General features: G+C 55.9%; 9 protein-coding genes. 3 read left to right on the plus strand and 6 right to left on the minus strand.

What is annotated here, in order from left to right; genetic code table 11:
• Nucleotides 1–5 precede the first annotated feature (5 nt).
• Genes bcsB through bcsR form a run of 4 tightly spaced genes read right to left on the minus strand, consistent with a single transcriptional unit; the run spans nt 6 to nt 6,004 of the window.
• Complete coding sequence (gene bcsB, locus IM300_RS08390) at nt 6–2,429, minus strand: cellulose biosynthesis cyclic di-GMP-binding regulatory protein BcsB (RefSeq protein ID WP_193036100.1); 2,424 nt, start codon at nt 2,427–2,429, stop codon at nt 6–8.
• Nucleotides 2,430–2,439: 10 nt separating this feature from the next.
• Nucleotides 2,440–5,055: a UDP-forming cellulose synthase catalytic subunit gene (bcsA, locus tag IM300_RS08395; protein WP_193036102.1), complete on the minus strand. Its 2,616-nt coding sequence runs from the start codon at nt 5,053–5,055 to the stop codon at nt 2,440–2,442.
• Complete coding sequence (gene bcsQ, locus IM300_RS08400; protein ID WP_063450031.1) at nt 5,052–5,804, minus strand: cellulose biosynthesis protein BcsQ; 753 nt, start codon at nt 5,802–5,804, stop codon at nt 5,052–5,054. Before bcsQ ends, bcsA begins: the two co-directional genes overlap by 4 nt.
• Nucleotides 5,805–5,815: 11 nt before the next feature.
• Nucleotides 5,816–6,004 (minus strand): cellulose biosynthesis protein BcsR, encoded by a 189-nt coding sequence (gene bcsR / locus IM300_RS08405; RefSeq protein ID WP_003861175.1) that lies wholly within the window; start codon nt 6,002–6,004, stop codon nt 5,816–5,818.
• 173 nt (nt 6,005–6,177) lie between these two features.
• Here bcsR and bcsE point away from each other — a divergent pair, with 173 nt between their 5' ends.
• The 3 genes from bcsE to bcsG are packed head-to-tail and all read left to right on the plus strand — an operon-like array spanning nt 6,178 to nt 9,603.
• The gene (bcsE, locus tag IM300_RS08410) at nt 6,178–7,740 is read left to right on the plus strand and encodes a cellulose biosynthesis c-di-GMP-binding protein BcsE (protein ID WP_193036104.1); all 1,563 of its coding nucleotides are present in this window, start codon (nt 6,178–6,180) and stop codon (nt 7,738–7,740) included.
• Complete coding sequence (gene bcsF / locus IM300_RS08415) at nt 7,737–7,931, plus strand: cellulose biosynthesis protein BcsF (protein ID WP_006808586.1); 195 nt, start codon at nt 7,737–7,739, stop codon at nt 7,929–7,931. Before bcsE ends, bcsF begins: the two co-directional genes overlap by 4 nt.
• Complete coding sequence (gene bcsG / locus IM300_RS08420; RefSeq protein ID WP_193036106.1) at nt 7,924–9,603, plus strand: cellulose biosynthesis protein BcsG; 1,680 nt, start codon at nt 7,924–7,926, stop codon at nt 9,601–9,603. Before bcsF ends, bcsG begins: the two co-directional genes overlap by 8 nt.
• 34 nt (nt 9,604–9,637) lie before the next feature.
• On the opposite strand, the gene birA is transcribed toward bcsG, so the two are convergent.
• Entirely contained in the window at nt 9,638–10,600 is a 963-nt protein-coding gene (birA, locus tag IM300_RS08425; RefSeq protein WP_193036108.1) for a bifunctional biotin--[acetyl-CoA-carboxylase] ligase/biotin operon repressor BirA, read from the minus strand.
• Nucleotides 10,597–11,625, minus strand: a complete 1,029-nt coding sequence (gene murB / locus IM300_RS08430) for a UDP-N-acetylmuramate dehydrogenase (protein ID WP_193036110.1) — start codon at nt 11,623–11,625, stop codon at nt 10,597–10,599. The genes birA and murB overlap by 4 nt, the downstream gene beginning before the upstream one ends.
• Nucleotides 11,626–11,829: the final 204 nt, after the last annotated feature.

An 11,829-nucleotide genomic window follows, 5' to 3' on the forward strand; every position in this document is an offset into this window, starting at 1 on the left:
ACCGCTTACTCATGGTCCGGATTAAGACGACGACGGCTAATGATTCGCAGCAGACGCCACAGCACCCAGGCCAGTAAGACGACGCTGAGCGCAGCCAGCACGGCCAGCAGCACCGGATGGTTAGACAGGGCGTACCACAGGCGCTCAAACCACGGCAGATGACCCACATAGTAGACATCCCCCACGCGCAGGCTGTTGACCCCAGACTCACGAATAACCGAGACGGAACCGTACATTGCCGCCCGTTTACCGCTATCGTTCATGGCCGTATTGAGCAGCTCATAGCCGCGCGGGCTGTCCGCCAGCAGGGCGATAACGCTGCGCTGGTCGTTATACGGCGACTGGAAGCCGACAATCGCGGCCATCGGTCCCGTTGAGCTTACGGTCGTCCTGATATTGGCCTGACGATCGCCGCTGTCCGGCATGATGCTCGGGAACTCGGTCTGACGCAGCGGCGTGTTGACCCATGACTGCGCCGCCTGCACCAGCAGATCGACGCGCTTCTCGTCTTTCAGCTTGTCCGGAATGTTGCCGATGACCATGATATCGGCGTCTTTGTTCTGGATCTGGCTACCGTCGTTCGTCACCGTCACGTTGACCGCCGGCAGGCCGGTTTGCGCCCCGATGGTGCCCATGGTATCCAGCAGCGTGGCAACCTGACCTTCGTTGGCCGCTTTTGGCATCACGACAATTGATTCAGAGAGATCTGCCATGCGGCTGAACGGGAAGCTGGCATTTGCAAACGCACGCAGGTCCGGCATCGCGATAAAGTGGTAATACTTCGAGAAGTCGATCGTGGAATCATCACCAATCACCACGTGGTTTTGCACCGGCTGGAAGGTAATACAGTTTTCCACCGTTCCACCCGGCATCGGGTTCATATACTGGAAGTTAAACCGCAGCTGGTTCACCGCACCCAGCTTCAACGCCGGGATCGACACATCGGTTTTACCGTCCAGCAGCCCCTGCAATACTGGCAGACGAAGCATCAGCCGGTTTGTCTCCTGGCTGCTTGTCAGGCTGAACGATTGCAGGAACTGGTTGTTGAGGCTGATATCCATGCGCGAGCTGTCTTTGGTTGCCGGCGCGGTGTAACGGTAGTTCAGGTTGATATCAATCCCGTTGGTGCGCAGCAGATACAGATCCGGCGGCAGGTTCAGCGACAGGCTGACGGGAGAAGGCTCAAGCCCGGTGGACTGCAATTGCTCTTCATAGGTTTTCAGCTCGCCGAAGGTGATCGCGCGGTCGGTGCGCACCCAGTTTGGGGCATCATAAGGCTTACGCGCCACCAGCGGTTTCACTTCATCCACCACGACGCTGTTGCCGCGGAACAGGATATTCCCCTGCGCAATGCCCTTCGCCGCCTGCACCAGATCTTTTTCATCACGCCCGAAGACCACCAGCAGCTTCACGTACGGGTTGTCCGGATGGGTGATCATCTCGATGGTGGGCGCTTTCACAGCCGGATGGTCACGCAGAAATGACGGACGTTTGGCGTTGGTGGCAAACACGATCGCGTTTTTATCCGGCATTTTGTCGTACATGACCGGGAAACTCTGACCGCGCCAGCCGGAGCGGGAACCAAACCAGGATGCCACGATGGAGGCCGCCAGCTGTTCGGTCACATCCGGAGAGCCCGCAAACACCATCGGCAGGTTCAGAGGACGGTTATCGCGCGGGTCGAAGAACGGCACGGGGAAGGCCGAAAGATCGTTTTTCAGCGCCAGTGGCTGATACGTCATCTGTAGCGAGGAGTTACGGCCCACATCCAGCCACAGGGTGCTGCTGGCCGGGTTTTCACAGACATCGCGGTAGTGACCGACAAATTCCAGACGTACGCGGTTAAAGTCGGTGATAAACAACGGGTTAATCGGCACCTGGGCCAGGGTTTTCTTACCCAGCTGCTCTTTGGTGACTGGCAGGACGTCCATCAGCTCGTCATTCAGATAGACCTTAAGCTGGGACTGCACTGGCAGCAGCGACGGCGATGGCGTGTATTCCAGGTTGAGCATCGCTTTCGACACGACTTCATCGCTGCGCATACCGAATTCGATACCGCCATTGGGGTTGATGCCGCGCAGGACCATGCTGCCCGGAGGAGGGGCGATCTGGGCAAACGTCAGCTTAACGTCACGCGACGGCGTATTTTCCGCAACCACGGGTGCGTTGGCACCGGGCACGCCAGGCATGACCTGCCCCACCACCGGATTACCGGCAGGCAGCGTATTCCCCGTCGTCGGCTGATTTGGGACGACGTTTTCCGTCTGCCCCGGCGCCGCCGTCACAACCGGATCGGTCGCTTGCGCGACGACAGGCACCGTTGGAGCAGGCGTGGTCGCTGCGTTATCAGGCGCCGCGTTAGCCACTGTTGCAGGGAGCGCACTCATCCCCATTGCCACTGCACATAACCAGGAAAGTTTTGTTTTCATCGCGTTATCATCATTGTTGAGCCATAACCGGGTCCACCTGCTTCGCTTCATCTCGCTCAGGCCGACGCGGAATGAACGACACGACCCAGGAAACCAGCGAAGTAAGTGACCGGAAAATTAATTTCACCGACGACGGGGCAAATTCTGCAAGGTGACGATAGCCACGGAACCCCAGCTTAAGAATATCCAGCAGGCTTTCCAGAGGCTTATCCTCAGGGAAGCTGTCCTGCCAGAGAGCCCACGTATCCGCGCGGGCAAACGTACACTGCACAAAATCAATGTGTTGCTTTTTGGTCAGCGGCATCAGTTGCAGACCCACCTCATTTCCTCTCACGCGTACAACCTGCGTCGGGAAGACATACTCCTGCTGGCCGCGCTTAAGCAGTAAGTTAACCTTCTGCCCCTCCAGCACCTTAGCCTGACCGTTGATCTTGATACCCAGACCGCCATCCGAGAAGTCATGTACGGTACAGGAGAAGAGATGGCCATCGTCGCGGGCAATGGCCGCGGGCATGCTGATTTCGACGCGATGCGCGCGGCGGACCTGTTTACTCTCCACCGATACCGCCACCGCGCCACCGAGGATAATCAGGTTATAAAACACCCACGCCATACTCACGAAGACCGTCAGGACTTCGTTTTCCGGGCCGTAGAAGTAGCGCCAGATCCCAACAATGACGCCCACAATATTCAGCAGCACCAGGAAAATATAGGGCCGGGAGATCACCCAGTCGACATACTCCTCTTCCACCAGCCCACCCTTCGCGGTGACGTTAAATTTCCCTTTATGCGGGTTAATCAGCGCTACCATGGTTGGCGGCGCGATGTACCAGGCCAGCACCGTTTCGTAAATTTCGCTCCAGAAGGAGTGGCGATATTTCCCCTGAATCTTCGAGTTCGTCAGGCTGGCGTGGATCATGTGCGGCAGCACAAACAGGGCAATCATCAGCGCGGGAGCGTAGATGATGTAAGCGTGAAGGAGCAGGAACGCCAGCGGCGCGGTGAGGAAGATAAGCCGTGGAATACCCGACAGGAAGTGGAACATGGCGTTGACGTAGCACAGGCGCTGCGCCAGCTTCAGCCCTTTGCCCATCAGCGGGTTATCGAGACGGAAGATTTGCACCATGCCGCGCGCCCAGCGAATACGCTGGCCGATGTGTGCCGACAGGGATTCCGTTGCCAGCCCCGCCGCCTGGGGAATGCGCATATAGGCCGAGGTATAGCCAAGGCGGTGCAGACGCAGGGAGGTGTGAGCATCTTCCGTGACCGTTTCCACGGCGATGCCGCCAATTTCATCCAGCGGCTTGCGGCGGATAACCGCGCAGGAGCCGCAGAAGAACGTGGCGTCCCACATGTCGTTCCCGTCCTGCACCAGGCCATAGAACAGCGTGCCCTCGTTCGGGGTTTTGCGGAAACGACCGAGGTTACGTTCAAACGGATCCGGCGAGAAGAAGTGGTGCGGCGTCTGCATCATCGCCAGCTCTTTCTCCTTCAGGAACCAGCCCATCGTCATTTGCAGGAACGAGCGCGTTGGCACGTGGTCGCAGTCAAAAATAGAGACGAACTCCCCTTTGGCATATTTCAGCGCATTGTTGATGTTACCGGCCTTCGCGTGTTCGTGAGTGGTACGGGCGATGTACTCTACCCCCACTTCGTCTGCGAACTGGCGGAACTCGGCGCGGCCACCATCATCGAGGATCCAGATTTTGATTTTGTCCTTCGGCCAGTCGATACCCAGCGCGGCGTAGATGGTGTTTTTCACCACCGACAGATCTTCGTTGTAGGTCGGCACGAAGAGGTCCACCGTTGGCCACTGGGTCGTGTCTTTTGGCAGCGGCACCGGCTGACGATTCAGCGGCCAGATAACCTGGAAGTAACCCAGCACCAGCACGATCCAGGCGTAGGTTTCCGCAAACAGCAGCACTAGCCCGCACACCAGGCTGACCGGATCGTCCCAGTTCAGCGTTGAGGTATAACGCCACCAGATGTAGCGGCAGGAAACGGTCAGCGACAGCACAATCAGCATCAGGGCGGAAAAACGCCCCGGAATGCGCCGCACCAGCAGCGCCACACCCCACAGCAGGATCAGGAAGGTAAACTGCGCCAGCGGGTTGAACGGCTGGGTAATACAGACCAGCGCCAGAATGAGCGAGAACGCCACCACCACGCCGAGAATAAAACGCCGCAAGCCCGGGTGGAGGTGCCCGAGCTCTTTGTGGTTATCTAAATGTCCCGTTCTGTCGCCAACCCGGTCGGGTAGCCGGTCAAGCCACTGGTGATAGCGTTCACGCAGGTTCTGCACGCGATCGAAACTGCGCCAGCGGGACGTTTTTTTCTCCGCACCCGCTGAGGTCGCCAGCAGCCAGATGGACTGAATAGCGTAGCGCGCGGGATCGAGCGGACGCGGCTTGTCAGGGTTGATATGCGGATAGAGTTCACCGTGGCGCGCGCGAATACGTTGCCAGCGCGGATGTTCAAGGGGGAGGAACATCCACGCCAGAACCATCCAGAAACAGCCCAGCGCAGCGCTCAGCGATGAAGCGCCGTGATGACGGTAATGGCGATAGCGTTCACTTAAGCGCGAACTGACCGGCGGGATGAGCAGCCAGCTGGTCAGGCGACTCATGCCGTACTCCCGGCAGACTCAGGCCTTTTCGCAAAGTGCAGCAGACACCAGTTGGCCAGCGTCAGGATCTCTTCCGCCGCCAGTGAATCGCTACGGTACTCCCCAAGGGGTTGTTTCGACGCGAGGCACTCCGCCATCGCTTCGTCACGATGGATCACCATCGGCAACAGGCGGCGCTGACTCTGTAGCCAGACCTGGTACAGATCGTCCTGGATCTGGCTGCCAATGCGCAGATCGTTGATCAGAATATGGGCATTGGCAGGCAACGCCTGCTGATGCAGACGGATATGGCAATTCGCATCTACGTTCGCGATGGAGAGCACATGGTCACACTGCGCCAGCAGCTGGCGGGTCAGCGACGCGGCGCCGTGCGGCAGGTCCAGCAGGATCCACCGATAGTGCCCTTTCTCTTTCAGGCTCTGCAACGCGGTGGTGAAGCGAGAGAACAGGCGCTGAAACGCGGCTTCATTCCCGCGTTCGGTTTCCGTCAGCTGACCAAAAGGAAGCAAATCGAGCTGGGAGGTATAGCGCAAACCCGCATCCCGCCAGTCTTTATCGTCCAGAAGCGCGCGCCCCCAGCCGTTTGAATACGTAAAGTCGACATTGAATGACATGCGCAGCAAATTATCGGAGCAGGCATCAATAACCAGTACCGATTCACCTAAAACCTGCAATGACCACGCCAGCGCCGCGGTTACGGAAGTTGTACCTACCCCACCACGGACGCCCTGTAATCCTAGTACGGCCATCAATGGCTTCCTTATTGTTGTTGGGCAAACTCAGCTAATAACGGCCAACGTTTAATAGCCGCAGCCAACTGTTCCCGCTGGGAAATATCGGTGTAATCTATTTCAGGCAACGAAAAAGCCTGCGTGAGCGCCAGAAAATCGTTTTGGAATGTGTAACCCAGGCTTGAGTCGACTGGCGTTGCGGGTTCGTTATTTTGCATTCTTATTTCATCCCTTTGAGTAAAATCATAAGATTCAGATGCAGCGAGGCGTCCTGCCCACGAAATTCATTTACATGCTAAATCTGATGTTCTTTAATTTCAATGTTAGGTTTATTTCTACGCTTTCGCTAGTAAACTGAGAGGCATAGAAATTCGACGAAAAGAGGGACACCGTGGACTCCATATTTTCTATTGGCATCCAGTCATTATGGGACGAATTGCGCCACATGCCAGTCGGAGGAGTCTGGTGGGTTAATACGGATCGTAATGCTGATGCCATCAGTCTGGTAAACCAGACGATAGCGGCGCAGGGTAAGGATTCCCGCGTTGCCGTCATTACGATGGGCGATGAGCCAAAGTCAATCATCAGGCTCGAAACTGACCGTGGACCCCAGACAGTACGATTATTTTCCATGTCAGCAGAGGCCGACAGTTTATACTTTTTACCCCGCGATATTCAGTGCTCTATTGTTCCTGAACACTATTTACTGATTCTTAAATGTTCTCAAAACGGTCTACAAAATATTCCTTCAGAAAAACTGCTGAAATGGCTGGAAAGAATCAACAGATGGGCGAAAAATCAAAATTGCACCTTATTGGTGGTTAACCCAGGCAGTAATAACGACAAGCTTTTTTCACTTTTAATGAGTGAATACCGCTCCCTCTATGGTCTGGCCAGTATTCGTGTCCAGACTGACAGCCATCTGTACGACGTGGCATTCTGGTGCAATGAAAAAGGGGTGAGCTCCCGACAGCAGCTTACCCTCAAACATGTTGGGGATGAGTGGCATCTTGCTCAACAGGAAGAGACGGTGGTTCAGCCACGCAGTGATGAAAAACGCGTTCTGAGTCATATTGCGGTACTGGAAGGCGCGCCTGCACTTTCTGAACACTGGTCACTGTTCGATACCAATGAAGCCTTATTTGATGAAGCGCGCACCACGCAGGCGGCGACCATTATCTTCTCGTTGATTCAGAATAACCAAATTGAAACGCTGGCAAGGCATATTCACACGCTACGTCGACAGCGCGGCAGCGCGTTAAAAATCGTGGTGCGTGAAAATAATACCAGCCTGCGCGCCACCGATGAGCGCCTGTTATTGGGCTGTGGCGCTAATATGGTCATCCCCTGGAATGCGCCCCTCTCGCGCTGTCTGACGCTGATCGAAAGCATCCAGGGCCAGCAGTTTAACCGCCACGTTCCGGAAGATATCAGCACCCTGCTTTCCATGACGCAGCCGATGAAGCTGCGCGGCTACCAGAAGTGGGACACCTTCTGCGATGCGGTGGGCAACATGATAAGCAATACGCTGTTACCGTCAGACGGAAAAGGGGTGATGGTTGCCCTGCGTCCCGTGCCGGGCATTCGTGTTGAGCAGGCGCTTACTTTGTGCCGCCCTAATCGTACAGGGGATATCATGACCATTGGCGATAATCGCCTGGTGCTGTTCCTCTCCTTCTGCCGGGTGAACGATCTGGATACCGCGCTGAACCATATCTTCCCGCTGCCTACCGGAGATATTTTCTCGAACCGCATGGTCTGGTTCGAAGATAACCTGATTGCTGCTGAGCTTGTCCAGATGCGTACACTGGCACCCGAAAAGTGGGCCAAACCGTTGCCTGTAACAAGCGGTGCCGTACCGGTTCTCAACGCGAAGCATGACGGGCATGTCTGGCGTCGGGTACCTGAGCCGCTACGTTTACTGGATGAGAACAAGGAGAGCGCGCCATTATGAATATCAGCGATATCATTCAACTGGTTGTTCTGTGTGCGCTAATTTTTTTGCCGCTGGGCTACTATGCGCGCCATTCCCTGCGCCGTATTCGCGATACGGTCAGATTACTGTTCGTCAAACCTCGCTATATTAAACCCGCCGGAACACTGACTCGCGCTCCGAACGTCAAGGCAAACCGAAAACATGACTAATTCTACCTATACCTCTTCGGCGCCATCGCCACTCTGGCAATACTGGCGCGGCCTGTCCGGCTGGAATTTTTACTTTCTGGTGAAGTTTGGTCTGCTGTGGGCAGGCTACCTTAATTTCCACCCTCTGCTTAACCTGGTGTTTATGGCATTCCTGCTGATGCCAATCCCGAACCTCAGGCTGCACCGTATACGTCACTGGGTCGCTATCCCCATCGGTTTCGCCCTGTTCTGGCATGATACCTGGCTGCCTGGCCCCGAAAGCATCATGAGCCAGGGCTCCCAGGTCGCAGGTTTCAGTACGGACTATATGCTCGATCTGGTTGAGCGCTTTATTAACTGGCAGATGATTGGCGCGGTATTTGTCCTGCTGGTCGCCTGGCTGTTCCTGTCTCAGTGGATCCGCGTGACGGTGTTTGTCGTCGCGATTATGGTCTGGCTAAACGTCCTGACGCTGACGGGCCCAAGCTTCTCGCTGTGGCCAGCCGGTCAGCCGACAACAACCGTAACCACCACGGGGGGCTCCGCCGCCGCTACCGTCGCGACAGCAGGGGATACGCCTGTGGTAGGGGATATCCCCGCGCAGACCGCACCGCCGACATCCGCTAACCTGAACGCGTGGCTCTCCAGTTTTTACGCTGCGGAAGATAAGCGCCAGACGAAATTCCCGGATGCGCTGCCTGCCGACGCTCAGCCGTTTGAACTGCTGGTGATTAACATCTGTTCTCTGTCCTGGGCGGATGTCGATGCGGCCGGGTTGATGTCGCATCCGCTGTGGTCGCATTTCGATATACAGTTTAAAGACTTTAACTCCGCCACCTCCTACAGCGGCCCGGCGGCTATCCGCCTGCTGCGCGCGAGCTGTGGGCAGCCTTCGCATAAGAATCTCTACCAGCCCGCAGCTAACCAGTGCTATCTGTTCGATAACCTGGCAAAACTCGGCTTTACGCAGCACCTGATGATGGGCCATAACGGCCAGTTCGGTAACTTCCTGAAGGAAGTGCGTGAACAGGGGGGAATGCAGGCTCCACTGATGGACCAGAAAGGGCTGCCGGTGACGTTACTGGGCTTCGATGGTTCGCCGGTGTATGACGATACCGCCGTGCTTCAGCGCTGGTTCGACACCGTTGGCAAAGAAGAAGGAACGCGAAGCGCGACGTTCTATAACACGCTGCCGCTGCACGACGGGAATCACTATCCTGGCGTAAGCAAAACGGCCGATTATAAAGCCCGTGCCCAGAAGTTCTTTGACGAACTGGATGCGTTCTTTACCGAGCTGGAAAAATCAGGGCGTAAAGTGATGGTGGTGGTGGTACCGGAACATGGTGGAGCGCTGAAAGGCGACAGGATGCAGGTGTCTGGCCTGCGTGATATCCCAAGCCCGTCCATCACTAACGTTCCGGCCGGGATTAAGTTCTTTGGCATGAAGGCGCCGCGTCAGGGTGCGCCTGTTGAGATCACCCAGCCAAGCAGCTATCTGGCCATTTCGGAACTGGTTGCTCGCGCAGTAGACGGTAAGCTGTTTGTGCAGGATAGCGTAAACTGGGATCAGCTCACCAGCGGGCTGCCGCAGACGGCAGAGGTATCAGAAAACGCTAACGCGGTGGTGATCCAGTATCAGAACAAGCCTTATGTCCGACTGAATGCCGGGGATTGGGTGCCATATCCGCAGTAATAGCCGCTACACCCTCTCCCCTGTGGGGAGAGGGTTACTCTGCACTTCGTAACGAAATTTCTCCGCCCACCCAGGGCTTAATCACGCCATCCTGCTCAAGAAGCAACGCGCCCTGTGCGTCAATGCCGCGTGAAATGCCGTAAATCTCTTTATCTCCAATCAGCAGCTTCACCGGTCGGTTAATAAAGTTATCGAGCTTTTCCCAGCGTGAGAGGAATGGCGCTAATCCCTCCTGTTCAAAGAGCGTCAGCGAACTTCGTAACTCATTGATCATCCGGACGGCAAGCGTATTGCGATCGATGGCGATCCCCGCTTCCTGGAGGTTGGTCCAGGCCTGGTTCACCACATCGTTTTGCACGTTTCGCATTACCATGTTTAGCCCAGCTCCAATGACGATCTGCGCGGCATCGCCCGTTTTTCCCGTCAGTTCAACCAGGATACCTGCCAGTTTGCGATCGTTGAGATAGAGATCGTTCGGCCATTTCACCCGCACGTTATCCGCGCCCAGATCGTGCAGCACCTCTGCCATCACGATACCGATGACCAGGCTAAGCCCGATGGCCGCAGCCGGCCCCTGCTCAAGCCGCCAGTACATGGAGAGATAGAGGTTGGCGCCAAATGGCGAGAACCACTTGCGACCCCGACGGCCACGTCCTGCCTGTTGATACTCGGCAACGCAGGCATCGCCGGATGTCAGCTCGCTCAGGCGGTCCAGCAGATACTGGTTCGTCGAATCAATGACCGGCAATACCGCAACGTTGCCGTGCCCAATCTGGCTGCGAATGGTCTCTTCATTCAGTAACTGGATCGGTTCCGGCAGGCTATAACCTTTACCAGGCACCGTAAACACATCCACGCCCCAGTCGCGGAGCGTTTGTATATGCTTGTTGATAGCAGCGCGGCTCATGCCCAGCTGCTCGCCCAGCTGCTCACCAGAATGAAACTCGCCATCTGCCAGAATGCCGATGAGAGTTAACGGAATTGTATTGTCCTTCACGCAATGGTCTCCACGGCATTCACTTCGCCTGTTCGGCCAATAAAGCGAACTTCAGGCTCTAGCCAGACGTTAAATTTTTCGCCCACGCGCTGGCGAACATGGTGCGCCAGGTTGACGACATCTTCACTCGTCGCGTTGGACTGGTTAATCAGTACCAGTGCCTGCTGACGGTGAACAGCAGCGCCACCAACAGTGGTACCTTTTAAATCACATTGATCGATAAGCCAGCCTGCGGCCAGCTTCACGCTGCCATCCGCCTGAGGATAATGCGGAGCCGTTGGCCAGCCGGTGAGAAATGCTTTGGCATTTTCGCTGCCGATCACCGGGTTTTTGAAGAAACTGCCCGCATTTCCGTTCACTTTCGGGTCCGGAAGCTTGGTCATTCGCATATGGCAAACGGAATCAAATACCTCACGCGGTGTGACGGTAGCCGGATCGAGGCGGGTCAGATCGCCGTAAGTCAGCACCGGTTTCCAGTCCTTTGCCAGACGCAGACCAACGGCCACAATGACGAACCGATCCTGATACTCGTGCTTGAAAATGCTGTCGCGATAGCCAAAGCGGCACTGCTCTGCGGTTAAGCGCTGCGCATTACCCGTGGCCAGCTCAATGCAGTCGACGTATTCGCAGACGTGTTTCAGTTCGATGCCGTAGGCACCGATGTTTTGAATAGGAGACGATCCTGCGCAGCCCGGGATCAGGGCCAGGTTTTCCAGCCCGGGCATCCCTTTTTCAAGGGTATATTGCACCAGACGGTGCCAGTTTTCGCCAGCACCCACGCGTAAATGCCAGCTGTCAGCGCGCTCTTCAACGTCAATTCCCATGATGCGGTTGACGATCACCGTTCCCGCAAAATCATCGAGAAACAGGACATTACTTCCTTCGCCCAGAATCAGTACGGGTTCACCATTTTCTGTTACGCTCTGCCACGCGTTCAGCAGCTGCTGAGCATTTTCGGCACGTACAATTTGATTAGCATTTCGTTGAATACCAAAGGTATTCCAGGGCTTAAGGGAGTGGTTCATAGACGCTATCCTGATGCAAAAACCGGGGTAGTTTACCGTATATACGCAGGGATAGGTGATTAGTTTATGGAAATGAAGGATCTACAAAAACGCAAAAAGGCCATCCTTGCGGATGGCCTCTTCACTTGTTTGATGCCTGGCAGTTCCCTACTCTCACATGGGGAGACCCCACACTACCATCGGCGCTACGGCGTTTCACTTCTG

Source organism: Enterobacter cloacae complex sp. I2 (assembly GCF_014896205.1).
GTDB classification, from domain to species: Bacteria; Pseudomonadota; Gammaproteobacteria; order Enterobacterales; family Enterobacteriaceae; genus Enterobacter; species Enterobacter quasihormaechei.

Excerpts from the sequence above, each read along its gene's own strand:
- bcsG (WP_193036106.1), top strand. The coding sequence starts at position 7,924 with ATGACTAATTCTACCTATACCTCTTCGGCGCCATCGCCACTCTGGCAA.
- bcsQ (WP_063450031.1), bottom strand. The coding sequence starts at position 5,804 with ATGGCCGTACTAGGATTACAGGGCGTCCGTGGTGGGGTAGGTACAACT.
- bcsB (WP_193036100.1), bottom strand. The coding sequence starts at position 2,429 with ATGAAAACAAAACTTTCCTGGTTATGTGCAGTGGCAATGGGGATGAGT.
- murB (WP_193036110.1), bottom strand. The coding sequence starts at position 11,625 with ATGAACCACTCCCTTAAGCCCTGGAATACCTTTGGTATTCAACGAAAT.
- bcsA (WP_193036102.1), bottom strand. The coding sequence starts at position 5,055 with ATGAGTCGCCTGACCAGCTGGCTGCTCATCCCGCCGGTCAGTTCGCGC.
- bcsR (WP_003861175.1), bottom strand. The coding sequence starts at position 6,004 with ATGCAAAATAACGAACCCGCAACGCCAGTCGACTCAAGCCTGGGTTAC.
- bcsF (WP_006808586.1), top strand. The coding sequence starts at position 7,737 with ATGAATATCAGCGATATCATTCAACTGGTTGTTCTGTGTGCGCTAATT.